Origin of the sequence: Sedimentitalea todarodis (assembly GCF_032595355.1) — a bacterium.
Lineage (GTDB): Bacteria > Pseudomonadota > Alphaproteobacteria > Rhodobacterales > Rhodobacteraceae > Sedimentitalea > Sedimentitalea todarodis.
In genome coordinates, this window is record NZ_JASMWN010000017.1 from 12,638 (window position 1) to 37,710 (window position 25,073).

Sequence of the window (25,073 nt, forward strand, 5' to 3'; positions counted from 1 at the left end):
GTATGAAACGCCGGGACGGTAGATTAGGTCAGCCCTTACCTGACCCAATCACGCAGCAGATTGCAAGAGGCAGGATGTCGCCCGGCACGCGGGTTTCGGCTCAGAGCGGGCAAAATTTGCTTTCTACGATGTGCCGCAGAATGTCTTCCGGCGCGAACGCGGCACCAGGTCTGCACGGATCGGGATCGCCTAGCCGTATTGAACGATCTCGAATTCGATATTGTCGTGATCGAGGAAATAGAACCGATGCCCCGGCTCATAGTCGGCATGGTTCATCGGTGTGAAGCCCGCCTTGGCGACATCGCGCTCCATCGCGGCGATGTCATCCACGACCACAGCGATATGATTGAGTCCGCCGACGGTCTGATAGTTGTCATCTGAGGGTTTCGCAGGGGATCCCGGCGTGTAGAGCGCGAGATAATGCGTATTTGTTCCTACATGCACCGTGCGCCCGCTCTGCATGGCCGCGCCGGACCAACGCACATGCCAGCAGAACAGATCGCACATCCAGGCGGCGGTTGCGTCGGGGTCGCTGACGGTGAGGTTCGTGTGTTCGAGCATTGCAGGCATGTCTTGTCCTTTTCATGTGTTGATTTCCTTCATCGTAATTCCTAAACCTAACTTTAGGTCAATATATTTCTTGAAGGCGTGAAATGGCTGTTTCTCAGGGGCTTTCCATCGGCGCGCTTGCGGATCGGACGGGGTTGGCCGTGTCGGCCATCCGATATTACGAATCGCAGGGCCTGATTGCGCCCTGGCGCAACAGCGGCGGACAGCGGCGATTTCATCGCGCAGACATCCGCCGGCTGAGCTTTGTCATGATCGCCCAGCAATTCGGGTTCGCGTTGCCGGAAATTCGCGAGTTGTTGGCGGGGCTACCGGGCAAGCGCACGCCGACACCGGCGGACTGGACCCGTATCAGCGAGACCTTCCGCAACCGTCTGGATGTGCGCATTGATACCTTGCAGAAACTTCGCGACAATCTGGATGGCTGCATCGGCTGCGGATGTCTCTCGTTGCCAAAATGCAAACTCTATAATCCCGACGACCGGGCGCGCCAGCGGGGCAGTGGGCCACGCTATCTCATGGGCGATGTGCCGGATCAGTCGGGTTGAGGCCGAATCGCGCATTCATTCACCCGGAGAACGGATTGCTCCTCATGAGGAGAGTGGGGAAACTTCCCGCAATCCTAGGCTGATATGATATTGTCATCTTCAGGCGACTGGAAGATCGGCAGCCAGAACCGGCCCCTGTCCCCACATATTGATTTGATGATCGGGAGGATATCATGACGAAACTGATGGTGAATGGAGTGGCGCGGGAGTTTGACGGCGACGACAGCATGCCCTTGTTGTGGGCATTGCGAGACTCGCTGGAACTGCCAGGCACCAAATACGGATGCGGGGCGGGCCTATGCGGGGCCTGTACCGTGCATGTGGATGGCAAGGCGGTACGGGCGTGCCAGGCCAGCGTCAGTGATGTCGACGGCAAATCCGTCACCACGATCGAAGGGCTTGACCCGGAGGGAGAGCATCGCGTGCAGCAGGCCTGGCGCGAGTTGAACGTGCCGCAATGCGGATTCTGCCAGACCGGGCAGATCATGCAGGCGGCCGCCCTGCTCGAGGAAAACCCGAAACCCAGCGATGATGAAATTCTTACGGCGATGGCCGGAAACGTCTGCCGCTGTGGCTGTTATCAACGCATCGTGCAGGCCGTGCGCCTTGCCAGCACGGGGAGCTGAACCATGTTGAAATATCTGGAAGAACTTGATCTGCAGCCGGTCGGGCTCGCTGTGAGCAAACTGTCGCGTCGTGCATTTCTGGGCACGGGTGCCACCTTTGCATTGGGCGTCTTTGCCACTCGTGGCGAAGCGTTTCCCAAATGGCCTACCGGTGGCGAACAGATGCCGAACGGGTTGCGCGACGATCCGTTGATCTTTGTCAGTATTGATCCCGATGGCACCGTGACGCTGGTGGCGCACCGGTCAGAGATGGGCACGGGCAGCCGAACATCGCTGCCGATGGTGATGGCCGATGAGATGGAGGCCGACTGGTCCCGCGTGCGCATCGTTCAGGCAGAAGGGGACGAACCGAAATACGGCAACCAGGACACCGACGGATCGCGCAGCATGCGGCACCACATTCAGGCCGCGCGCAAGATCGGCGGATCTGTACGCCACATGATGCAGGCCGCAGCCGGGCAGGAATGGGGCGTACCGGCAGAGGAAGTCGTGGTCGAAAACCACGCAGCGCGGCATGGCGACAAGACGCTCGGCTTTGGAGAACTGGCCGAGGTCGCGATGGCGCTGCCGGTGCCGCAGCACGACCAGATTGCCTATAAATCCGAGGATCAGTTCCGGTATGTCGGCAAGGGCGAAGTCCAGATCACCGACCTGCATGATATCACCACCGGCAAGGCGGTTTACGGGGCCGATGTCACGGTGGATGGGATGCTCTATGCCGTGGCGGCCAGACCGCCCGTGGTTGGGGGCAAGGTGCTCACATTTGACGCGACCGAGGCAATGGCGGTGCCCGGCGTGATCGGCGTGTACGAATTGCCTCATTCGATTCCACCTGCGGGTTTCGCGCCGCTTGGTGGTGTTGCGGTGGTGGCCGAAAACACCTGGGCGGCCTTGCAGGCGCGAGACAGACTAAAGATTGATTGGGAGGATGGCCCGCATGGCGGCTATAGTTCCGGTCCCTTCATGGAGGCGATGAAGGCCACGGCGCAGGATAAGGGCAACGTGCTGCGCACGCGGGGAGAGCCTGCCGGGGCGTTTTCCAATGCGTCGAGGACGTTCGGACAGACCTATACTCAGGACCACATGGCGCATATCCCGATGGAGCCGCCCGTGGCCTTGGCCTCGGTCACCGAGAATGGCGTCGAAATCTGGGCGCCGGTGCAAAGCCCCTACACCACGCGCACTGACGTCGCGAAGGCACTGGAGGTGGACCCGGCCAACGTACGGGTAAACGTCACCTTACTCGGCGGAGGGTTCGGGCGAAAATCCAAGGCGGATTTCGTGACCGAAGCGGCGCTGCTGAGCCGGGAGGCCGGCGCACCGGTCAGAATGCAATGGACGCGTGAGGACGACATCCGCCATTGTTACTACCACACCACTTCGGCAGAGCGGATCGAGGTCGCACTGGATGACGCAGGTACGGTGACCGGGTGGCGACATAACTCGGTCGCACCTTCGATTCTGTCGACCTTTGCGCCGGATGGCGGCCACCAGTTCCACATCGAGAGCGGGATGGGGCATCTGGACATGCCGTTTGATATTGCCAACGTCAGCATCGAAAACGGCGAGGCCTTTGCGCATACCCGCATCGGCTGGTTCCGGTCGGTCTCCAACATCCCGCGGGCCTGGGCGATTGGTTCCTTTGTTGGCGATCTGGCCGCCGAACTGGGCAAGGACCAGCGCGAGATGTGGCTGGAACTGATCGGAGCGCCGCGCACGGTCGATCTTGCCGCCGAAGGCTATCCCGAGAACTTCTGGAACTACGGAGAGCCTTTGGCCGAATTTCCCATCGAAACCGGTCGCTTGGCAAACGTTCTGAATGTCGCGGCGGATGGAATTGGCTACGGAAAGGACCTGCCGGATGGCGAGGCGATCGGACTGGCCGTGCATCGCAGTTTCGTATCCTACGTGGCCTGTGCCGCGCATGTGAAGGTGCAGGACGGCAAAATCAGCATTCCAGAGATGCATCTGGCCATCGACTGCGGGTATGCGGCAAACCCCGAACGGATCCGGAGCCAGATGGAAGGGGCATCGGTCATGGGGATGACCGTGGCGTTGAATTCATCGATCACGTTCGAAAACGGTGCTGTCGAGCAAAGCAACTATAACGACTATGATGTTGTTCGCTCTGACAACTTCCCCGGATCGGTGGTGACCCACATCATCGACCATCCGTTCAGCGTGCATGCGACGGGTGTCGGAGAACCAGGCGTGCCGCCGGTCGCCCCTGCCATCGCGAACGGTCTGTTTCTGGCAACCGGTCAGCGCAAGCGCGCCCTGCCAATGGGCGCAAACGTCTGACACAGCATAGTGCGGGCGGTTCTCGCGACCGCCCGCACGCGCCTTGACACTCTTCACAATAGCCTGCCGTGATTTGACGTGGTGTTGCGATTGACGCAAGGCCCTGCCAAAAGGTATCAGCCCCGAAATTATGTTGCGCCCTGAACGGGCCACACTCACCGCAAGCCAAGGAGCGCCCTCAAATGGCCGAGATTGAACGCGAAGCGATGGAATACGATGTTGTGATCGTCGGAGCCGGACCTGCCGGGTTGTCCGCGGCGATCAGGCTGAAACAGCTGGATGCGGATATCAACGTCGTTGTGCTCGAAAAGGGCAGCGAAGTCGGCGCGCACATTCTGTCAGGTGCGGTGCTTGATCCCTGCGGTCTGGATGCGCTGATCCCGGATTGGAAGGAAAAGGGCGCGCCGCTCAACGTGCCGGTGCGCCACGACAATTTCTATATGCTGGGCGAAGCCGGCCAACTGCGGGTGCCGAACTGGCCGATGCCGCCCCTGATGAGCAATCATGGCAACTACATTGTCAGCATGGGCAATGTCTGCCGCTGGATGGCCGAGCAGGCCGAGGAACTGGGCGTCGAGATTTTCCCCGGCATGGCCTGTTCGGAACTGGTGTTTGACGACAAGGGCGGCGTCAAGGGCGTGGTCGCAGGCGAATTCGGCAAAGAGGCAGATGGCAGCCACGGACCGAATTATGAGCCCGGCATGGAACTGCACGGCAAATACGTATTCCTGTCCGAAGGCGTACGCGGATCGCTGTCCAAGGAAGTGATCGCCAAATACGACCTCAGCCAGGGCCACGAGCCGCAGAAATTCGGCCTTGGCATGAAGGAAATCTGGGAAATCGACCCGGCCAAGCACAAGGAAGGCACCGTGACCCACACGATGGGCTGGCCTCTGGGGGGCAACGCCGGTGGTGGGTCGTTCATCTATCATCTCGAAAACAATCAGGTCTACGTCGGCTTTGTGGTGCATCTGAACTACAAGAACCCGCATGTATTCCCCTACATGGAATTCCAGCGATTCAAGCATCATCCGATGGTGGCCGACCTGCTGAAAGGCGGCAAGCGCGTGGCCTATGGCGCACGGGCGATTTCCGAAGGGGGCTATCAGTCGATGCCCAAGATGATTGCGCCGGGCGTGGCGCTGCTCGGATGTTCGGTTGGCATGGTCAACGTCCCGCGCATCAAGGGCAATCATAACGCCATGCTGTCGGGCAAGGCGGCGGCCGAAGCGGCGCATGCGGCGATTGCGGCGGGCCGCTCGGGGGATGAGCTGACCGACTATGAGACCGATGTGCGCGGCGGAGCCATCGGCAAGGATCTCAAGAAGGTGCGCAACGTCAAACCGTTCTGGTCAAAATGGGGGCTTATCCCATCTCTGGTTGTTGGCGGTTTTGACATGTGGACGAACACGTTGGGCTTTTCGCTGTTCGGCACGCAGAAGCATGGCAAGACCGATGCCGCCGCGACCGAGCCGGCCAGCAAGCACAAGCCGATCGACTATCCCAAGCCGGACGGAACGCTGTCGTTCGATCGTCTGACCAATGTGGCGTTTTCCTTTACCAATCACGAGGAAAGCCAGCCCGCCCATTTGCGGCTGACTGACCCGGACGTGCCGGTCAAGGTCAACCTGCCCGACTACGCGGGCCCTGCGGCACGGTATTGCCCGGCCGGTGTCTACGAGTTTGTCAGTGAAGAGGGCAAGGACACGCGGTTTGTGATCAACTTCCAGAACTGTGTGCATTGCAAGACCTGCGACATCAAGGACCCCAGCCAGAACATCACCTGGGTGACACCGCAGGGCGGGGACGGACCGAATTACCCCAATATGTAGCCGGGTTCCTGGCAACAGTCGGCGGTAGACCGCATGTTTCGTCGCGGAATTGCCCAATTTGAGGGAGAATGGCGGGATAGATCCTGTTGCGCCATTGCTTCGGCCCCGCAGGAGGCCTAATTTGTCGCTCAGTTGAACCGACGAGGCAGGTCCCTTGACACATTCTTTTCTACGCGGCGTGGCGCTCGCAGCGGCCATGCTTGCAATCGGCGCACCTATTGCTGCGCAGGCAGACTCGTCTGCAGGAGCCTATCTTGCTGGTCGCCATGCGCTGATCTCCAGCGACTTTGATCAGGCCGCCGCCTATTACACGCGCGCCCTGACGCGGGATCGCCAGAACCCCAACCTGATGGAACAGGTGGTTCTGTCACAACTGGCGCTCGGTCGGATCGACAAGGCGCTGCCGGTTGCCAAACATATGGAAAAGTTGGGCTTGCGAAGCCAGGTGGCACATCTGGTTGTCATCACCGACCTGATCGCGAACGCCCGCTATGACGCACTTCTGGCACGCGATCCGGAAACCCTCGGCAGCGGTCCGTTGGTGGACGGGCTGGTCACGGGCTGGGCGCATATGGGGGCCGGATCGGTCGCCAAGGCGCTGGAACAGTTCGACGTTGTCTCTGAAGAAAAGGGTCTGCGCAGCTTTGCCCTCTATCACAAGGCACTGGCGCTCGCATCCGTGGGCGATTTCGAAGGTGCCGAGGCGATTTTTGCGGATGAGAGCACCGGTCTTTCGATCCTGTCGCGCGGGGCCGCAATCGCGCGGGCGCAAATCCTGTCGCAGCTTGAACGCAACGAGGACGCGAGCGCATTTCTTGAGAACGCCTTTGGCACGACGCTCGATCCGGGGTTGCAGGATGTGGCCGACAGGCTCGCGGCGGGCGAGCAGTTGCCCTTCACGCAGGTCACATCGGTTCGCGACGGAATGGCCGAAGTGTTTTTCTCGATCGGGCAGGCCCTGCACGGCGAAGCCTCCGACGACTATGTGCTGGTCTATGTTAGAACCGCATCCTACCTGCGCCCGGAGCATGTCGACTCGCTGTTGCTCAGCGCTCAGTTGCTGGATGCGCTCGGCCAATATGATCTGGCGGTCGCCACCTACAAACAGATCCCGTCGGATAGCCCGGACTATCACGCCGCCGAAATGGGCCGCGCCGAAGCGTTGCGGCGCGCGGCAAAACCGGATGCGGCAATCGAGGTTCTGGAGCGTCTGGCAACGGATCATCCAACGCTGGCACCGGTCTATTCCGCATTGGGCGATTTGCAGCGGCAACAAGAACAATACGCCGAGGCCATCAAGGCCTATGACAGCGCGCTTGAATACTCCGACGAAGGCTCTCCGGCACGGTGGTTCCTTTTTTATGCACGGGGCATCAGCCACGAACGGTTGAAGCAATGGGAAAATGCCGAGGCTGATTTCCGCAGCGCCCTGAAAATCAACCCGGATCAACCACAGGTCCTGAACTATCTCGGCTATTCGCTGGTCGAGCGCAAATCCAACCTGGACGAGGCGCTTGGCATGATCGAACGGGCCGTCGCGGCGCGTCCGGACAGCGGCTATATCGTAGATAGCCTCGGCTGGGTTCTGTTCCGTCTGGGTCGCTACGAAGAGGCGGTCGGGCATATGGAAACCGCCGTGGAACTGATGCCTGTGGACGCGGTGGTCAACGATCATCTGGGTGATGTGTATTGGGCGGTTGGAAGGTTCCGGGAGGCGGAATTCCAGTGGAAACGCGCCATGTCCTTTATCGATCCCGAAGACACGGACAGCGAGGCCGATCCGGATCGCATTCGCCGCAAGCTCGAAATCGGGTTGGATCAGGTTCTTGTCGAGGAAGGATCGGACCCGCTGAAGGTCGTCAATGACGAAGGCTAAGGCGCTTGCCCGGGCCAAGATCAACCTCACTCTCCACGTCACCGGACAGCGGCAAGACGGTTATCACCTGCTGGATTCGCTGGTGGTGTTCGCAGACTATGGTGACACGGTTTCGGTACACGAAGCAGAAGGTTTGACCCTGCGTATCTCGGGCCCGAAGGCGGCGGGGCTGCCGGGTGGCGAAGATAATCTGGTGCTGTGCGCGGCGCGGTTGGCCGGGGTGTCCGATGCCTTGATCACGCTCGATAAACACTTGCCGGCCGCAGCGGGAATCGGTGGTGGGTCGGCAGATGCCGCCGCGACCTTGCGGGCTCTTTGCATCAGTCACGGTGCGGCGATCCCGACACCGGAACAGATACTGGAACTGGGCGCGGATGTGCCGATCTGCCTCGCGGGCAAAAGCCTGCGCATGGGCGGTATCGGGGAGCGCATTGATCCGGTCCCGGCAATTCCGCCGCTGCCTGCCATCCTGGTCAACCCTGGCCTGGCGGTGCATACACCGGATGTGTTTCGCGCCCTGACGTTCAGGAATGGCACGCCGATGCCGGATGTTCCTGCATTTTCCAGCGTCGCAGACTGCGCCAAATGGCTGGCACAACAGCGCAATGATCTGGAAGGCCCCGCGATGCAGCTCTGTCCGTCGATTGGGGACTGTCTTGCGGCGTTGCGCGACCAGAATGCGGTTTTTGCCCGGATGAGCGGGTCGGGGGCAACTTGCTTTGGCCTGTTCAAGACACCTGGCGCAGCCAGGGCCGAATGCCACGCATTGCGCCGCGCGCACCCTGAGTGGTGGGTACAGGCAGTCATATTGGGCGGCGAGGCCCCAGAGGGTCAGAGCAGACGCGACACCACGTAGTCAGAGAGATCGTCAAGCATTCGGCGGATTGGATGATCGGGAAGCCGTGTCAGCGCGGCGCGCGCCTTGTCTGTCCATGCGACAGCGTCAGCGCGGGTCTCTTCCAGCGTGTCGTACTTGGCCATCAGAGACAGGGCCGTGTCCAGATCGCCCTCTGACTGCTGGCCCTTTTCGATCGTGCGAACCCAAAAGGCACGCTCTTCCGGCGTGGCGCGGGCCACCGACTTGATCACCGGCAGGGTCAGTTTGCGCTCGCGAAAATCGTCTCCGACATTCTTGCCGGTCGCCGCGCTGTCGCCCTGGTAGTCCAACAGGTCATCGGCAATCTGAAACGCGATCCCCAGGGCATCGCCATAGTCGTACAACGCCTGGATCTGCTCTGCCGGTGCGCCGGCGATGACGCCGCCCACCTCGGTTGCCGCCGAGAACAGCGCCGCGGTCTTGCCGCGCACGATCTTGAGGTAGATCTCTTCGTCGGTTGCAAGGTTTTGCGCGGCCGTCAGTTGCAGAACCTCGCCTTCGGCAATGGTGGCCGCGGCATTGGCCAGAATATCGAGCACCCGAAGGGAGCCGGTCTCGACCATCAATTGAAAGCTGCGGGCAAACAGGTAGTCCCCGACCAGCACGCTGGACTTGTTGTCCCAGAGCAGGTTGGCCGTTGGCCGTCCGCGCCGCTGACCGCTTTCGTCGACCACGTCATCGTGCAGCAACGTGGCGGTGTGGATGAATTCGACCGTGGCGGCGAGGTGGATATGATACGGGCCGTCATAGCCGCACATCCGAGCCGCAGCGAGGGTCAGCATGGGCCGCAACCGCTTGCCTCCGGCCTCGACCAGATGCGCGGTAACCTCGGGGATACGAGGTGCGTGTTCCGACGCCATACGGGCGCGGATCAACGTATTTGCGGCGGCAAGATCCTCCGTAAGGGTTGCCGCCAGACGTTCATGCGGTTTGGTCGCGGTGTTGATGTTCATCACACTCCTGCTTCAAGGCTCGACATTCATCGCTCCCTGGCCTTACATCCTGCGTCATGAAGGAACTTTTGCGCAGCACCGACCCGACCGTCATGGCCTTTGCGTCCGCCCTTCTTCAGGGCGAGGATATAGACTGCTTTCAGATGGACGTAAACATGAGCATCCTCGAAGGCGGCATCGGTATCTTTCCCCGCAGGATGATGGTGCGCAGCGAGGATTATGACCGAGCGGCACGGGTCATGCGCGACAACGAAATCCCGATGGACAAATGAGCGCTGAGGCGATTGATGACCTGACGCGGGATGCGTTTCTGGGCGGTCGCCTGCATCTGTTTCAGCCGCGCAATGGCTATCGTGCGGGCGTGGATCCCGTTCTGCTGGCGGCCACGGTCAATGCGCGACCTGGACAGGCTGTGCTCGATCTGGGCTGCGGGGCAGGGGCTGCGGCGCTGTGTCTGGCGACGCGCGTGCCGGGGCTCGAACTGTGGGGTGTGGAATTGCAGCCGCTCTACGCCGACCTTGCGCAGGGAAACGGACTTGAAAACGGTGTTGCGTTCAATGTTGTGGCGTCCGACCTGAACGCGCTGCCCGAACCGGTGCGCAGCGCACGCTTTGACCATGTCATCGCGAACCCTCCCTATTACAGTCCCGGTGCGCACAGCGTGGCGCAGAATGCAGGGCGTGGCGTGGCGCTGAGCGAATCAGATACACCGCTGGAGGATTGGCTCGCGGTTGCGGCGCGCCGGCTGGCCCCGCGGGGCTATCTGCACATGATCCAGCGCGCGGATCGTCTGCCCGACATGCTGGCCGGGTGCGTGGGCAGGCTCGGCTCGGTCGAGGTGCTGCCCCTGAGCGCTCGTGAGGGTAGGGCACCCGGCATGGTCATCCTGCGCGCCCGCAAGGACGGGCGCGCGCCATTTCGCCTTCATGCGCCCTGCCTGATGCACGTTGGCACGCGCCACGAGCGCGACGCAGACAGCTATTCCGCTGCGGTCTCCGCGATCCTGCGCGATGGGCAGGCGTTGGAGTGGCCGGACGGCTGAGCATGAACCGCACAGCGGCTGCCGGTTATGACAAACTAATACAGTTCGTTGCGCATGCGGCGTGACAGATCGCAAAGAATATGCTCAAATCATCGTGCAACTTACTCAGAGGAGGACCGCCATGAGCTTGAGCTCGCACCTGATCGAACTGAAAAAGAAGCACCAGCACCTGAGTAGCGAAGTCGAAGAAGCGCAGCGTGCACCCGGTGTTGATGGGCTTCACGTGGCGGAACTGAAGAAACAAAAATTAAGACTGAAAGAAGAGATCGAGCGTCTGTCGACCTAGACACTCTTCTCATCAGCCGAATGCACAGTGCATTCGAATCTGATTCTGGGCGTGGCACTTTGGCCGCGCCCTTTTTCGTTGCGGCGTTGCGGCTGTCCTATGCCGGCGGAACATCCTTGGCTGCGACAAGTTGAAGGCCTTCAGAGATGTTTGCGGTTTTTTCGATTTCAGACCATATCCATTTGCGAAACGCCTTGATGTGAGGCCGTTCCTGCAAACCCTCGGGGCACAGGAAGCGAAATTGAGCATCAAGCGTGAGTGCCAGCCGATAAGGTGCCACCAGCCGGCACTCATCCAGGTCTTTCACCACCAGCGCCCGTCGCCCCAGAACCACTCCAGCACCGGCGAGCGCTGCATCTATGGCGTGATCGGCCTGCGAAAACTGCACACCATGGTGGGGAACGAAATCCATGCCCGCCGCCCTGAACCAGGCGGCCCAATCACATTTCGTGTCCAGAAAATCAAGCGAGTCGTCGAACAGCAGAGGCGCGCTGCTCAGATCGTCGGGTGTGGGGTATCTTTTGGCGAGTTCTGGCGTCATGACCGGTGTCAGCCATTCAACCGCCAGCGGTTCGGCAAACAGGCCCGGATCCGGACCAAGCCCAAAGCGAATCGCCACGTCGATTTCGTCACGCTCGAAATCCATGATCCGCAGACCCGCAGAGAACCGCAGATCGATGTCAGGATGGGCGCGGGCAAAATCGTAGAAACGGGGGGCCAGCCATTTCGCAGTAAAGGCCGGCCCCGCAGTAACCGTCAGGGTTCGGTTGTCCCGCAGTCTACGGGTCTGGAGCCATGCGGCGCTCAGGGTCTGGAACCCTTCGGCGGCACCGGGCGCGAGGATACGACCGGCCGCAGTCAGTTCCACAGCACGGTTGAGGCGCCGGAACAGGGGTTGGCCCAGATGATCCTCGAGTGATTTGATTTGAAACGAGAGGGCGGCAGGGGTGACGTTCAATTCACCGGCCGCGCGGGCGAAAGACATATGCCGTGCAGCGGCATCAAAGGCCCGCAGGGCAGTCAGGGGTGGCAGGCGATCAGGCATTGTCAGTTAAATAATACTTGCCCGACTGATTGAAAACCCTCGTTTGTAAAGACTTCTGGCAAGGAACATAGTGCGTATAGAGCTAGAAAAACTGATGCAAGAGAGTTTCGCCATGTTGGAAAGCACGACCGATCCCGCAACCCGCCGCATATTTCAAATCGCGCATGAGGACCGTGCCCACGCGTTCCGAGGCGCATGGCACTGGTTGGTGCCGGGACGCGGCAAGGGTTAGACCCGAAAAAGGGCCGGTCTGGTGAGACCGGCCCTGTTCAATTTCAGACGATGGTCTGTGACGGATCAGCCGAAGAACTGCGCGCCATTTGCGCTAATCGTCGAGCCGTTGACGAAACCGGCGTCGTCCGAGGCCAGGAACACCACGCAGCGCGCGATCTCTTCCGGCTCGCCGAGGCGACCTGCGGGGATCTGGGCGATGATGCTCTCGCGTACTTTCTCCGGAACCGCCATGACCATGTCGGTGGCGATGTAGCCCGGGCAGATGGCGTTGGCGGTGATGCCCGCACGTGCCCCTTCCTGCGCCAGCGACCGGACGATGCCGATATCGCCGGCCTTGGTCGCGGCATAATTGGTCTGGGCGAACTGGCCCTTTTGTCCATTGACCGAACTGATCACGATCACGCGGCCGAACTTGCGCTCGCGCATGCCGGGCCAGATCGGGTGAACGGTGTTGAACACGCCGGTCAGGTTGGTGTCGATGACCTGCTGCCACTGTTCGGGTGTCATCTTGTGGAACGGCGCATCACGGGTGATGCCGGCGTTGGCGACCACGACGTCGATCGGGCCAAGATCACCCTCGACCTGCGCGATACCTTCCTTGGAGGAGTCGTAGTTGGCCACATCCCATTTGTAGGTCTTGATGCCGGTTTCCTCGGTAAAGCTCGCAGCGGCTTCGTCGTTGCCGGCATAGGTTGCGGCGACGTCATAGCCTTCGGCCTTGAGGGCCTTGGAAATGGCGGCACCGATTCCACGGCTGCCACCGGTGACAAGGGCGGTTCTGGACATTTATGTCTCCTCCAAAATCAGGTTGTGATTTGATTTATTGTTGATTTGCTTGCTCGTGGAAAGGGTTGCAATCCGGCAAGGTGCCGCACTGCAACCCCCTATCGCATTAGTCGCGTTCGACGCAGAGCGCGACGCCCATGCCGCCACCGATGCACAGGGTCGCAAGACCCTTCTTGGCATCGCGGCGCTTCATTTCGAAGAGCAGCGTGTTCAGAACGCGCGCGCCGGAGGCGCCGATCGGGTGACCGATGGCAATCGCGCCACCGTTGACGTTGACGATGGCCGGATCCCAGCCCATGTCCTTGTTCACGGCACAGGCCTGCGCGGCAAAGGCTTCGTTTGCTTCGACAAGATCGAGGTCTTCGGGCTTCCAGCCTGCCTTTTCCAACGCCTTGCGCGAGGCATAGATCGGGCCGACGCCCATGATCGACGGGTCCAGACCCGCAGTGGCATAAGACACGATGCGCGCGAGCGGTTCGATGCCGCGCTTTTCAGCGTTCTGGGCGGTCATCAGCAGAGTTGCGGCGGCACCATCATTCAGGCCCGATGCATTGGCGGCGGTGACCGACCCGTCCTTGGCAAAAGCCGGACGCAGTTTCGCCATCGCGTCCATGGTGGCTCCGTGGCGGATGTACTCGTCCTTGTCCATCACGATGTCGCCCTTGCGGGTCTTGATCGTGAAGGGCGTGATTTCGTCTGCGAACTTGCCGGCTTTTTGGGCCGCCTCTGCCTTGTTCTGGCTGGCTACGGCGAACTCATCCTGCTGTTCGCGCGAAATTTGCCATTTTTCGGCAACGTTTTCAGCGGTCTGGCCCATGTGGTAGCCATTGAAAGCGTCCCAAAGCCCGTCGCGGATCATGGTGTCGATGTATTTCATGTCTCCCATCTTTTGGCCCGCGCGCAGGTTGGCTGCGTGGGCCGAAAGCGACATGTTTTCCTGACCGCCGGCGGCGACGATATCGGCATCGCCCAATTGGATGTGCTGTGCACCAAGGGCGACCGCACGCAGGCCCGAACCACAAACCTGATTGATGCCCCAGGCAGCGCTTTCCTGCGGAAGACCGGCATTGATGTGGGCCTGGCGGGCAGGGTTCTGGCCCTGCGCCGCGGTCAGGACCTGTCCGAGAATGGTTTCAGAGACTTCGGCCTTGTCGATCCCGGCCCGCTCTACCACTGCCTCGAGCACCGCAGACCCCAGATCGTGGGCAGGTGTGTTAGCGAATGAGCCGGCAAAACTGCCAACCCCGGTCCGAGCAGCCGATGCAATTACTACGTTCGTCATTTTCGCAAATCCTTTGCCAGCGTGCTGGTGCAGGGAAAGATGACGGTTACGTCAGCAGGCGCAACCGTCGCGCGAATTCCCCACCCCCGCATCGGGACATAGTGGATTAGCGCCGGGGCAGCAACAGGTTGTGTGTGCCGGGCAGCGATCAGAGGTCGGCGCAGCAGCCGGTTAGCCGCGACCGCGGCGTTTCCCTGTTTGCGCAATCCACGGGGGCCGGACCGTTGGCGCGCCGAACAGATGGCCTTGCAGGCAATCCACCCCGGCAGATACGAGCAGTTCGGCGTCTGCCCTTCGCTCGACCGATCCGGCGATGATCAACATGTCAAATTGCTTTGCCACCGCGATCAAGGCCCGTACGATGCTTTGGTTGTCGGGATTTCCCTGAAGACGATGCATGAACGCCCCGTTTAGCTTGACCGCGTCGAAGTAGAATTCATTCAGATACTGCAAGACGAGGGCTCCGCTGCCAAAGTTGTCGAGCGCGAAGCCAATGTTGCGGTCCTGCAGGCCATCCATGAAGTCAACGGTGAGATCCGGCATCATCATCGCGGATTGCTCCGAGATTTCAAGAACCAGCCGCTCCCCGACCGTCGCATCATTTTTCAGGTGGCGATCAAGAATGCGCATCCATCGTTTGTACCCGACCGAGCGGACGGACATGTTGAGCGAGAGCCGGATCGACGGATTTGCGGCAAGCGTGCGCAGCCCGGTTTCAAGGGCAAGGCAGTCGATCTCGCGGCCGAGTTCCGTAGATTCGATTGCCGACATGAAGGTGCGGGCAGGGATGACCCGACCGCTTTGGTCCAGCACGCGGATGAGACCCTCGTAAAATGCAACCTGTTGTGGTGGCCTGGCCTGCAGAACGGGTTGAAACGCCAGCATGGTCTGTCCTGACTGAACGGCCTGTCTCACCATGTCCAACGTCTGTTTGTCGCGGCTGGTGACGACAGCATCAAGTGGGCTGTGTCCGCCTTCGGGAATGTCGGCATTTATCTTGCGGCGTCTCGACATTGAATCCTCTCGGTTCGGGAACAGATTGCGACCGCAGATCACCCACGGCAGGGGCAGGATGATTGCGGCGAGTGAAGATCACCTTAAACCTCGCTTTTTCGATGAAACTGGTTCAAATCCGTCAGAGGCATGAAGGAGGGCGTCGCAATGGACCGATGCGGATGGGCAGGGCCAGAACAAATCTACGAGGAGTATCACGATACGGATTGGGGCGTGCCGGAATACGACGGTCGCGCGTTGTGGGAAAAATTGGTTCTCGACGGCTTTCAGGCCGGGCTGAGTTGGCTCACCATCCTCAAGAAACGCGAGAATTTTCGAGCCGCGTTTCACGGCTTTGATCCCAACATCATCGCCGGCTGGGGCGAAGACGAGGTTGCGCGCCTGCTGGGGGATGCCGGTATCATCAGGCATCGGGGCAAGATCGAAGCGACGATAGGAAATGCGCGCGCCTGGCAGAAAATTGAACAGCAACAGGGATTTGATCGGTTTCTTTGGAACTATGTCGGAGGCACGCCGCTACAGAATCAATGGGCAAGCCTGGCCGAGGTGCCCGCCCAGACGCCGCTTTCGACGCAGATTTCCAAAGACCTGAAAAAGGCCGGATTCCGCTTTTGCGGCCCGACGATCGTCTATGCCTTCATGCAGGCAGTCGGGTTGGTGAACGATCACCTGGTGACCTGCCCGAGACACGCCGAAGTCGCGCGGTTGGTGACGGAGCGGAAAGCGCCCTGAAACTCGTGCTTCAGGGTTGCGCGTGCAATCTGTCACTGGCGGGCGGCAATTCGTCTGAAAACCCCGGCGTTCCCCGGTCCTGCGGATTGCGGGCCAGGTGTTTGGCCTTGATGCCCAATGAAGTATCACGGCTGCCATCATGGCTGTAGCCGGGCGGACCAAACGCATATCCCAACCGCTGACGCGGGCTCAGACCGGGCTGCGACACATCGCGAAACAGGCTGACCCATTCGTGAAAAACCGCGCGGATCGGGTTGAATGTACCGATGTTCTGCACCAGCCCGTAGTCCGGTTTCTCGCTGTCGAGTTCCGGTACGAAAGTGCCGAACATCTTGTCCCAGATGATGAAGACGCCGGCATAGTTGGCATCGAGATAGCGCGCGTTGCGGCCATGGTGCACGCGGTGGTGGCTGGGCGTGTTCATCACCGCCTCGAACCAGCGGGGCATCTTGCCAATCGCCTCGGTGTGAATCCAGAACTGGTAGATCAGGTTCAGCCCGCCCACGAACAGCACCAGTGCCGGGTGAAAGCCCAGCAGTATCAGGGGCGCGCGCACGATCATCATCATCGTGAATGTTCCGGTCCATGTCTGGCGCAACGCGGTAGTGAGGTTATAGTGCTGGCTGGAGTGATGATTGACATGGCTGGCCCAGACCCAGCGGATGCGATGGCCGAACCGGTGCACCCAGTAGTATCGCAAATCGTCCAGTAGAAAAAATAACAGGATCGCCCAGATGGAATGGCCCAGATCCAGCGGCGTGATCGCCCACAGAGCCATGAGGAACCCCCAGGTGACAAAGCCGAGCACGATGCCTTCGGCGACGCTGCCGGCACCGAGGATCAGTGAGGTGAGCGCGTCACGGGTCTCGTAGCGCCCGCCGCGATGCTTGATCACGATCCAAAGGAGCTCGGCGAGAATCGCCGCCACAAAGAGCGGCACGGCCCATTGCAGCACCTCGGGATAGTTGGGCATCTCGGTCATGTCCCTCTCATCAGCGTTTGCCAGCGCTGCCGTTCTGTCGCGGTCAGACGCAGACAGACGCGCGGCGCGCCATAATCGGAAAAGCGGATTGTTTGTCGCGTGTCGCCATCAAGGTAGGTGAAGTCGCGCAAATGGCGTGCGACGGTGTCCGCGCCAAAGGACCAGAGCAGGCCCGGACCACGATCCGTCAGGACCAGCGCGGCGTGACCATCGCCTGCCACAAGCAGGTCCTGAACCGTGTCGTCGGGAAAATGCCTTAGCCAGGCCTCTTTGGCGCTGTTCGTGTCCAGCGCCAGCAACGCCGACTTGCCCAGCATGTGCAGCAGCATGGCGATTGCGGCGATCCCCCCGATCACCAGTGTCAACAGGATTTGCAGCGGCATCCGATCTCTCTCCTCGTTTTTCAGAGACCCGCGAGAGATCAACTTGTCAATCGTGGCGCAGCGTCACCCTTGTGGTTCGTCGTTCAGGAGTGCTGCAAGTATCGCCTTTGCGCTGTCGGAATTCCAGTCCGCATCCCCCTGCAATCGCGCGATTTCGTTGCCTTCGGGATCGATCAGTACGGTGATCGGCAGGCCCAGCACCGCCATGTCGCGTGCAACCACCTGTCGGGGATCCTGATGGCGGGGAAGGTTGGTAACGCCGATTTCGTCAAAGAACTTCTGGATACCGACCGGCGAATTGCGACCGGTGGCCAGCGTCACCACCTCGAGATCATCGCCGCCGAACTCATCCTGGAGCGCGGATAGCATCGGCATTTCCTTGCGGCAGGGTGCGCACCAGGTCGCCCAGAAGTTCAGGAGCACGTATTTCCCCTGATAGTCGGCCAGCGTGCCAGTGCCCGCGCCGTCGGCGAGCGTAAACGCGCTTTCGGAAACCGGCTTTGGGTCTGCATGAAACACCAGCTTTTTCATGTCCCCTTCGCGCAGGCTTTCCAGCGCGGCGGTATCGGCTTGGGCGATGTTTGCACAGAGCGCAAGGGCCGTATAAACGAACGCGAACAACAGTTTTCTCATGTCCCCTCCGAAGGGTTTCCAAAAAATGACCGATACGACCTCGAACCAGATGTGGGGTGGCCGCTTTGCCGCCGGACCGGACGCGATCATGGAGGCCATAAATGCCTCGATCGGGTTCGACAAGCGGATGGCGGCGCAGGATATTGCCGGGTCGCGTGCCCATGCCGCAATGCTGGCGGCAACAGGTGTCATCAGCGATAGCGATGCCACGGTCATTCGGGAAGGCCTGCTCACCGTATTGTCAGAGATCGAGGCAGGAACGTTTGCCTATTCGAATGCGCTTGAGGACATTCACATGAATGTCGAGGCGCGCTTGAAAGAGATCATCGGCGCGCCAGCGGGCCGCCTGCATACTGGAAGGTCGCGCAACGATCAGGTGGCGACCGATTTCAAACTCTGGGTGCGCGATCAACTGGATGCGGCGGAAACCGGCCTTTTGGCTTTGATTCGGGCGCTGTTGGCCCAGGCCGAGGCCGGGGCCGCTTGGGTGATGCCGGGCTTTACCCATCTGCAGACCGCACAACCGGTCACCTGGGGCCATCACATGATGGCCTATGTCGAGATGTTCGGGCGTGATCTGTCGCGCGTGCGGGATGCGCGGGTGCGGATGAACGAATGCCCGTTGGGGGCCGCGGCCCTTGCAGGCACCAGCTTTGCCATTGATCGCGAGATGACCGCAGAGGCACTTGCCTTTGATCGTCCTGCGGCAAACTCGCTGGACGCGGTCAGCGATCGCGATTTTGCACTGGAGTTTCTGGGGGCGGCGTCGATTTCGGCGATGCACCTCAGCCGGATGGCTGAAGAACTGGTGATCTGGTCCTCGGCGCAGTTCCGCTTTGTCACTCTGAGCGACCGGTTTTCCACCGGGTCCTCGATCATGCCGCAAAAGAAGAACCCGGATGCGGCGGAACTGATCCGTGCCAAGGTGGGCCGGATATTTGGAGCCAATACCGCTCTGATGATGGTGATGAAGGGGCTGCCGCTGGCCTATTCCAAGGACATGCAGGAAGACAAGGAACAGGTCTTTGACGCAGCCGACAACTGGATGCTGGCGCTCGCAGCGATGGAAGGCATGGTCAGGGACATGAACGCCAACCGCGACTCGCTGGCCGCAGCTGCCGGGTCCGGTTTCTCGACCGCCACCGATCTCGCCGACTGGCTGGTGCGGGTGCTGGGTCTGCCGTTCCGGGACGCGCATCACATCACCGGATCGCTGGTTGCCGTGGCTGAACAGCGCGGCTGTGATCTGCCGGAACTCGGTCTTTCTGACATGCAGGCGGTGCATCCGGATATCACAAAGGATGTCTTTGGTGTCCTCGGCGTTGAAAATTCGGTAAACTCGCGCATCTCCTACGGAGGGACCGCCCCGTCGCAGGTCCGCGCGCAAATTGAACGGTGGAAAGCGAAGCTATGATGAAACCCTGCCTTGTTGGCCTTTGTGTCGTGCTGCTTGCCGGCTGTGGCGTGGACGGTGAACCGACCCCGCCGCCGCCAAAACAAAAGACGGAAACGGGCATTCGAGTGTCAGGGCAGGTGCGCACCGGTGTATCCATTACCCGCAATGCGACGCCATTCCGGGCCATGTCACCCGGTCTGTCTCAATTGAATCTGCAATAGGGAGCGCATCGGATGAAGGCACTGGGACCATTCTTGCTAGTGCTTCTGATCCTGATGGGATGTGAATCTTCGCCGTCACCTCCGCTTGTCGGTCCAGAGGGCGAGTTGATCGTTCAACCGCCGCCTCCGGCAACCGCCCAATCGGCGGTCAATGTCGGCATCGGTGTCGGGGCCGGCGGAGGAGGGGCCTATGGCGGTGTCGGCTTCTATCAGGGACCTTTTGCGTTGTTTCTGGGATTCTAGACACTCTCCTTGAACATGTCCGAGGGCGCGATGCACTAGCCATATCTTTGAGAGTGCACATGCAATCCTGGGTCCCGATCAAACCCGGCATCAGCGGTACAGGATCGCGCGACGCTGGAAAGACATGCCCCGGGTCCATTCGCACTGCATAGACCGACGCCAAGCTGCGGCGGACGCATTTGCCGACCGGCGCGACACCGCTATGTCGTTGATCGATGCCGGGTTGCCACCCATGGCCAAGTTTCCGACCATGAAAGAGACCCTTATGATGCCTGCTCTGCGACCGATCTATCTGATCCTTGCGATTTGGGGTGCCGTGCATCCCATGTACTATTTCCTGCAATGGTTTGGCGAAACCGGCTTTGATCTCGGCGGAATGGTCGTTGCCTGGCACGCCAATGCCGCCAGCAGCGGGCTCGTCTGGGATTTGACCATCGCCGCAATTGCATTGACCGTGTTCGTCGTCGCTGAAAGCGTGGCGCGGCGAAACTGGGCCGGGCTGGTTGCCATTCCGGCGACGTTTTGCATCGGCGTCAGCTGTGGTTTGCCCCTCTACCTGTTCCTGCGGTCGCGTCCGGGCCTCTGATCGTCATTGATCCCGGCGCGGGTTTTGCTATGACGCCGGTATGGATCATTTTCTCTACAAAGACGGCGTTCTGCATGCCGAGGATGTGCCGGTCAGCGAGATCGCGGCCGCGGTCGGAACCCCGTTCTATGCATATTCCACTGCAACGCTGCTGCGCCACTATGCGCTGTTTGACGACGCACTGGAGGGGACCGACCACCTGGTCTGCTACGCGATGAAGGCGGCGGGCAATCAGGCAATCCTGAGAACCCTTGCGCAGGCGGGGGCGGGCATGGACGTGGTGTCGGTCGGCGAATACCTGCGGGCCCGCGCCGCCGGGGTGCCGGGGGACCGGATCGTGTTTTCCGGCGTTGGCAAGACAGCCGATGAAATGCGCACGGCACTTGAGGGAGGCATTCGCCAATTCAACGTGGAATCCGAGCCTGAGCTGGAGGCGCTGAACGACGTCGCGCTGTCGCTCGGCCAGGTCGCGCCAATCACCATCCGGGTGAACCCGGACGTGGACGCCAAGACCCATGCCAAGATCGCCACGGGCAAATCCGAGAACAAGTTTGGCATCCCGATTGCCCGGGCGCGCGATGTCTATGCGATGGCAGCTGCCATGAAGGGCATAGAGATCGTCGGAATCGACGTACATATCGGCAGCCAGCTCACGGAGCTTGCGCCATTTGAGCAGGCCTATGGCAAGGTGGCCGAGCTGACCGAAACCCTGCGCGCCGATGGCCACAACATCCGGCGTCTGGATCTGGGCGGCGGGCTGGGCATTCCCTATGCGCGGAGCAACGAGGCCCCACCTTTGCCCCTGGAATACGGCGCGCTGATCAAGCGGACGCTGGGCCATCTCGGTTGTGAAATCGAGATTGAACCGGGGCGTCTGATCGCCGGAAATGCGGGGATCATGGTCAGCAAGGTGATCTATCTGAAATCCGGCGAAGGCCGGGATTTCCTGATTGTCGACGGCGCGATGAATGACCTGATCCGCCCGGCGATGTATGATGCTTATCATGATATCGTGCCAGTGATCGAGGCCGAACCAGGCGTCGATCAACACCCCTATGATATCGTCGGACCGGTCTGTGAAAGCGGCGACACATTCGCCAAGCAGCGCGACCTGCCGCCGATGACCGCGGGCGATCTGATCGCATTTCGCAGCGCCGGGGCCTACGGTGCGGTCATGGCCAGCGAATACAACGCGCGCCCGTTGATTCCCGAAGTTTTGGTGAACGGCGATCAATTTGCGGTCATCCGGCCGCGTCCGACCTTTGACGAAATGATAAATCGCGATACCATCCCCGAGTGGCTCTAGCGCAATCCTGCGATTTGGCTGCTCGGAGAGCTTGATGGCCAGACCTACAGTCCCCCCGGTTCTGCAATCGCTGCGCCTGCCGCTGCTGCTGACGCGCGGCGGGATGCTGGCGGAACGGCTGCTGCGGTGTTTCTGGCCGCTGATCAGCGTGGTCTTGCTGGTCCTTGCGCTGCTGATGCTCGGGGTACAGGACCATATCCCGGTCGAAGCCGTCTGGGCCTGCGGACTATTGGCCATGCTGGGCGCTGGCGCGGCCCTGGTTTTCGGATTGCGGCGGTTTCACTGGCCCGCCCAGGCCGAGGCCTTGGCGCGTCTGGATGAAACCCTGCCGGGACGACCGATTCAGGCCATGCTCGACGAGCAGGCCATCGGATCAAACGATATGCAATCCGCTGCACTCTGGCGGGCGCATCAGGCGCGGATGGCAGATCGTGCAGCGGCGGCAAAAGCGCCTGCACCTGACCTCAAAATCGCCCGGCGTGATCCGTTTGCACTGCGCTATGCGGCGCTGTTGGCATTTCTGGTCGCACTGCTGTTCGGATCGGTCTGGCGGGTGGGCAGTGTCGTCGAGATGACACCGGGCGGCGCAGATTTGGCAGGTGGCCCGTCCTGGGAAGGCTGGGTCGAGCCGCCGCGCTATACCGGGAAACCGACGCTCTATCTCAAGGACATGACCAATCCGACGCTGCGCGTTCCTGAGGGAAGCCGGATCACCTTGCGCTTTTATGGCGAGGTCGGCGCGCTGACCCTGGCCGAGACAGTTTCGGGTCGCCTGGAGGTGGACCAGCCCTTGACCGACCCGGTGCAGGATTTCACGGTTGTTCAGAACGGTGCAATCGAGATCACCGGCTCTGGCGGGCAAAGCTGGCAAGTCGCCGTTGTCGACGATACGCCGCCGCAGATCACCATCGCCGGAGTTGCCGAGGCCGAAGCGACCGGCGAGATGACGCTGTCTTTCACCGCCAGTGATGACTATGGTGTTGTCGCCGGCCGGGCGGCAATCACGCTCGATCCGGATGCCGGTCTGCGCCGTCATGGGTTGGCCGCCGAGCCAGAGGCGCGCGATACGATTGTCGTGCCTCTGCCGATGCCCATTGCCGGCGACCGACGCATGTTCACGGAAACCCTGATCGAGGATTTCTCAAAGCACCCTTGGGCAAATCTGCCGGTCACAATCCGACTGTTCGCAGAGGATGCGGCGGGGCACGTGACCGAGACTGATCCCGCAGCGATGCTGTTGCCGGCGCGCAGGTTCTTTGACCCGTTGGCGGCAGCGGTGGTGGAACTGCGCCGCGATCTGCTGTGGACGCGCGACAATGCCGGTCGGGTATCACAGATCCTGCGGGCAATTTCGCATCGACCGGACAACGTCTTTCGATCCGAGACCGCCTATCTGCGGCTTCGCGTGATCCTGCGCCGGATGGAGACCTTTGCGGCCTACGGTTTGAAGGCGGAACAACAAGCGGAACTGGCCGAGGCGCTTTGGGATCTTGCGGTGTTGCTGGAGGAAGGCGATCTCAGCGACGCGCTGGAACGCCTGCGCCGCGCGCAGGAACGGCTGAGCGAAGCAATGAAGAACGGCGCCAGCGATCAGGAAATCGCCGAATTGATGCAGGAATTGCGCGAGGCCACAAACGAATACATGCGCCAACTGTCACGTCAGGCCCAGCAAGAGGGCCAGGAGGGCGAGCAGGCGCAACCCTCGGAAAACGCGATGCAGATGACCCAGGACGATCTGCAACGCATGATGGACCGCATTCAGGAGCTGATGGAACAGGGCCGAATGGCAGAGGCCGAACAGGCGTTGCAGGAACTCCAGCAGATGATGGAGAACATGCGCGTGACGCAGGGCCAGGGGCAGGGCGGAAAATCCGAGGGACAGCAGGCGATGGAAAGCCTGGCCGAAACCCTGCGCGAACAGCAAGGGTTGAGCGATCAGGCGTTTCGCGACCTGCAGGAACAGTTCAATCCCGGCGCACAAGCCGGTGAAAGCCAAGAAAATGAAGGCCGCAGCGGCGGGCAGGGGCGGGGCCAGAGCCATGAGGGCCAAGGGGGTCAGGGCGGCGAAGGCGAGCAGAACGGACAACCCGGCAGCGAGGGCGCCCTGGCGGACCGCCAGCAAGCCCTGCGTGACGAGTTGCGCCGACAGCAAGGCAACCTGCCGGGGGGCGGAACCCCCGAAGGCGACGCCGCCCGCGAGGCGCTTGACCGGGCCGGGCGGGCCATGGACGGCGCGGAACAGGCGCTGCGGCAGGATGATTATGCCGATGCCATCGACCGGCAGTCCGAAGCGATGGAGGCCTTGCGCGAGGGGATGCGCTCGCTGGGCGAGGCGATAGCCCAGCAGCAAAGCCAGCCGGGGCAGGGAACGCAGCAAGGCGATATGGAAGCCCAGAATCGCGATCCGCTGGGGCGCAACAGCGGCTCGAACGGCTCGCTCGGCACCCCGGAGAATCTGTTGCAGGGTGATGACGTGTATCGCCGCGCGCGCGAATTGCTCGACGAAATCCGCCGCCGGTCCGGCGAAGGCGACCGGCCCGAAGTCGAACGCAACTATCTTCAGAGGCTACTCGAGCGGTTCTGAATCATTGGGCATGTAGCCGTTGATCAGCCCAGCCAGCCAGACCCGTCCCTCGTCGATCTTGGCAACATAGACCTTAACGTAGGGCGCCGCCTGCGGCACCGCTTCGGTGATCGTCCGGGCGTTGACATAGGCGAGGACGAGGATCGCGGCCAGCAGAACGGTCAGGGCGATACCGCGCAGAAACCCGGCATTGCGCGTCGGCTTTTCCTGCATGAATTCCTGATAGGTCGCATCATCAGTTGTACGCAGGGTCGAGTTGATTTCCTCGATATCGGGAAGGACGCCCCGTTGCCGCACGGGCCCGCTCTCTGATGCGGGTTCGGCCAGTTCCTCACCACGCATATGGGCCATCCGCGCGCGCGCCTTGCGGGCGCTGTCGGCTGCGTCGGCTTCGGGGGCCGTTTTGGTGCCCTCCGCTTCGGCGATCTCGCGGCTGCGCAAACGGGCTTCGCGTTCAGCTTCCTGTTTCAATATCTCGCTGACATTCGGGTCCAGTTTGCGTCTGGGCGCCGCCTGGGGCATTTGCCCGGCGTCCGCAGGATCATCGTCCAGAAACGAGGCGGCCGCCACCCGCAGGTCGGGGTCTTCCCGGACCAAGGGGTCGGGGTGCTCGAAGAACCAGGACTTGTCGCAGTTTGAGCATTGAACGTCACGGCCCTGTGGTGGGATCACCTTGTCAGGCACTTCGTACTGAGCACCGCAATTCGGGCATGTAAGACGCATGCTGCCCCTCCTGAT

Annotated in this window: 25 protein-coding genes; 15 read left to right on the forward strand and 10 right to left on the reverse strand. The window is 61.1% G+C overall.

Annotated features, from left to right (window positions below):
* Positions 1 to 189: 189 nt before the first annotated feature.
* On the reverse strand, positions 190 to 570 hold the full coding sequence (locus QO231_RS18375; protein ID WP_316779774.1) for a VOC family protein: 381 nt from the start codon (positions 568 to 570) through the stop codon (positions 190 to 192).
* An 83-nt stretch (positions 571 to 653) separates the two neighbouring features.
* Between QO231_RS18375 and soxR the strand changes: the two genes are divergently transcribed.
* The 6 genes from soxR (at position 654) to QO231_RS18405 (ending at position 8,606) form a co-directional block, all read left to right on the forward strand.
* A complete protein-coding gene (soxR, locus tag QO231_RS18380; RefSeq protein WP_316779776.1) occupies positions 654 to 1,115 on the forward strand; it encodes a redox-sensitive transcriptional activator SoxR in 462 nt (153 codons plus the stop codon).
* A 173-nt stretch (positions 1,116 to 1,288) separates the two neighbouring features.
* Positions 1,289 to 1,741, forward strand: coding sequence for a (2Fe-2S)-binding protein (locus tag QO231_RS18385; protein ID WP_316779778.1), 453 nt, complete (start codon positions 1,289 to 1,291; stop codon positions 1,739 to 1,741).
* 3 nt (positions 1,742 to 1,744) lie between these two features.
* A complete protein-coding gene (locus QO231_RS18390) occupies positions 1,745 to 4,042 on the forward strand; it encodes a xanthine dehydrogenase family protein molybdopterin-binding subunit (RefSeq protein WP_316779780.1) in 2,298 nt (765 codons plus the stop codon).
* Positions 4,043 to 4,224: 182 nt separating this feature from the next.
* Positions 4,225 to 5,874 (forward strand): electron transfer flavoprotein-ubiquinone oxidoreductase, encoded by a 1,650-nt coding sequence (locus QO231_RS18395; protein ID WP_316779782.1) that lies wholly within the window; start codon positions 4,225 to 4,227, stop codon positions 5,872 to 5,874.
* Positions 5,875 to 6,070: 196 nt separating this feature from the next.
* Positions 6,071 to 7,750: a tetratricopeptide repeat protein gene (locus QO231_RS18400; protein WP_316780077.1), complete on the forward strand. Its 1,680-nt coding sequence runs from the start codon at positions 6,071 to 6,073 to the stop codon at positions 7,748 to 7,750.
* Entirely contained in the window at positions 7,737 to 8,606 is an 870-nt protein-coding gene (locus tag QO231_RS18405; protein ID WP_316779784.1) for a 4-(cytidine 5'-diphospho)-2-C-methyl-D-erythritol kinase, read from the forward strand. Before QO231_RS18400 ends, QO231_RS18405 begins: the two co-directional genes overlap by 14 nt.
* Here the strand turns inward: QO231_RS18405 and QO231_RS18410 are convergent.
* Positions 8,582 to 9,580: a polyprenyl synthetase family protein gene (locus tag QO231_RS18410; protein WP_316779786.1), complete on the reverse strand. Its 999-nt coding sequence runs from the start codon at positions 9,578 to 9,580 to the stop codon at positions 8,582 to 8,584. The genes QO231_RS18405 and QO231_RS18410 overlap by 25 nt on opposite strands.
* Positions 9,581 to 9,636: 56 nt before the next feature.
* On the opposite strand from QO231_RS18410, the gene QO231_RS18415 reads away from it, so the two are divergent.
* The 3 genes from QO231_RS18415 (at position 9,637) to QO231_RS18425 (ending at position 10,908) form a co-directional block, all read left to right on the forward strand.
* The gene (locus QO231_RS18415; protein WP_316779789.1) at positions 9,637 to 9,852 is read left to right on the forward strand and encodes a putative signal transducing protein; all 216 of its coding nucleotides are present in this window, start codon (positions 9,637 to 9,639) and stop codon (positions 9,850 to 9,852) included.
* Positions 9,849 to 10,622, forward strand: coding sequence for a tRNA1(Val) (adenine(37)-N6)-methyltransferase (locus QO231_RS18420; protein WP_316779791.1), 774 nt, complete (start codon positions 9,849 to 9,851; stop codon positions 10,620 to 10,622). The genes QO231_RS18415 and QO231_RS18420 overlap by 4 nt, the downstream gene beginning before the upstream one ends.
* Positions 10,623 to 10,743: 121 nt before the next feature.
* A complete protein-coding gene (locus tag QO231_RS18425; protein ID WP_316779793.1) occupies positions 10,744 to 10,908 on the forward strand; it encodes a YdcH family protein in 165 nt (54 codons plus the stop codon).
* A gap of 97 nt (positions 10,909 to 11,005) precedes the next feature.
* Here QO231_RS18425 and QO231_RS18430 read toward each other — a convergent pair whose 3' ends face one another.
* The 4 genes from QO231_RS18430 to QO231_RS18445 form a co-directional block, all read right to left on the reverse strand.
* Positions 11,006 to 11,953 carry a transcriptional regulator GcvA gene (locus QO231_RS18430; protein WP_316779795.1) on the reverse strand — a complete coding sequence of 316 codons (948 nt, stop codon included), beginning with the start codon at positions 11,951 to 11,953 and terminating at the stop codon, positions 11,006 to 11,008.
* Positions 11,954 to 12,250: 297 nt separating this feature from the next.
* Entirely contained in the window at positions 12,251 to 12,973 is a 723-nt protein-coding gene (gene phbB / locus QO231_RS18435) for an acetoacetyl-CoA reductase (protein WP_316779796.1), read from the reverse strand.
* A 106-nt stretch (positions 12,974 to 13,079) separates the two neighbouring features.
* Positions 13,080 to 14,255 (reverse strand): acetyl-CoA C-acetyltransferase, encoded by a 1,176-nt coding sequence (locus QO231_RS18440; protein ID WP_316779798.1) that lies wholly within the window; start codon positions 14,253 to 14,255, stop codon positions 13,080 to 13,082.
* 171 nt (positions 14,256 to 14,426) lie between these two features.
* Positions 14,427 to 15,269 (reverse strand): EAL domain-containing protein, encoded by an 843-nt coding sequence (locus QO231_RS18445; RefSeq protein WP_316779801.1) that lies wholly within the window; start codon positions 15,267 to 15,269, stop codon positions 14,427 to 14,429.
* Positions 15,270 to 15,416: 147 nt separating this feature from the next.
* Between QO231_RS18445 and QO231_RS18450 the strand changes: the two genes are divergently transcribed.
* Positions 15,417 to 16,001: a DNA-3-methyladenine glycosylase I gene (locus tag QO231_RS18450; RefSeq protein ID WP_316779804.1), complete on the forward strand. Its 585-nt coding sequence runs from the start codon at positions 15,417 to 15,419 to the stop codon at positions 15,999 to 16,001.
* Between the two features lie 10 nt (positions 16,002 to 16,011).
* Here the strand turns inward: QO231_RS18450 and QO231_RS18455 are convergent, their stop codons facing one another.
* The 3 genes from QO231_RS18455 to QO231_RS18465 all read right to left on the reverse strand — a co-directional run bounded on the left by QO231_RS18455 (position 16,012) and on the right by QO231_RS18465 (position 17,999).
* Complete coding sequence (locus QO231_RS18455; protein WP_316779806.1) at positions 16,012 to 16,983, reverse strand: sterol desaturase family protein; 972 nt, start codon at positions 16,981 to 16,983, stop codon at positions 16,012 to 16,014.
* The gene (locus QO231_RS18460) at positions 16,980 to 17,366 is read right to left on the reverse strand and encodes a hypothetical protein (RefSeq protein WP_316779809.1); all 387 of its coding nucleotides are present in this window, start codon (positions 17,364 to 17,366) and stop codon (positions 16,980 to 16,982) included. The genes QO231_RS18455 and QO231_RS18460 overlap by 4 nt, the downstream gene beginning before the upstream one ends.
* A gap of 63 nt (positions 17,367 to 17,429) precedes the next feature.
* Positions 17,430 to 17,999, reverse strand: coding sequence for a TlpA family protein disulfide reductase (locus tag QO231_RS18465; protein ID WP_316779812.1), 570 nt, complete (start codon positions 17,997 to 17,999; stop codon positions 17,430 to 17,432).
* A gap of 25 nt (positions 18,000 to 18,024) precedes the next feature.
* Between QO231_RS18465 and argH the strand changes: the two genes are divergently transcribed.
* The 5 genes from argH to QO231_RS18490 all read left to right on the forward strand — a co-directional run bounded on the left by argH (position 18,025) and on the right by QO231_RS18490 (position 24,335).
* Positions 18,025 to 19,413 (forward strand): argininosuccinate lyase, encoded by a 1,389-nt coding sequence (gene argH / locus QO231_RS18470; protein ID WP_316779814.1) that lies wholly within the window; start codon positions 18,025 to 18,027, stop codon positions 19,411 to 19,413.
* Between the two features lie 215 nt (positions 19,414 to 19,628).
* Positions 19,629 to 19,859 (forward strand): hypothetical protein, encoded by a 231-nt coding sequence (locus tag QO231_RS18475; protein ID WP_316779816.1) that lies wholly within the window; start codon positions 19,629 to 19,631, stop codon positions 19,857 to 19,859.
* A 268-nt stretch (positions 19,860 to 20,127) separates the two neighbouring features.
* The gene (locus QO231_RS18480) at positions 20,128 to 20,445 is read left to right on the forward strand and encodes a DUF2834 domain-containing protein (protein WP_316780078.1); all 318 of its coding nucleotides are present in this window, start codon (positions 20,128 to 20,130) and stop codon (positions 20,443 to 20,445) included.
* Positions 20,446 to 20,485: 40 nt separating this feature from the next.
* Positions 20,486 to 21,751, forward strand: coding sequence for a diaminopimelate decarboxylase (gene lysA, locus QO231_RS18485; RefSeq protein ID WP_316779819.1), 1,266 nt, complete (start codon positions 20,486 to 20,488; stop codon positions 21,749 to 21,751).
* 34 nt (positions 21,752 to 21,785) lie between these two features.
* Entirely contained in the window at positions 21,786 to 24,335 is a 2,550-nt protein-coding gene (locus tag QO231_RS18490; RefSeq protein ID WP_316779823.1) for a TIGR02302 family protein, read from the forward strand.
* Here the strand turns inward: QO231_RS18490 and QO231_RS18495 are convergent.
* A complete protein-coding gene (locus QO231_RS18495; protein WP_316779826.1) occupies positions 24,318 to 25,058 on the reverse strand; it encodes a zinc-ribbon domain-containing protein in 741 nt (246 codons plus the stop codon). The two genes, QO231_RS18490 and QO231_RS18495, sit on opposite strands and share 18 nt — an antisense overlap.
* Between the last annotated feature and the right edge of the window lie 15 nt (positions 25,059 to 25,073).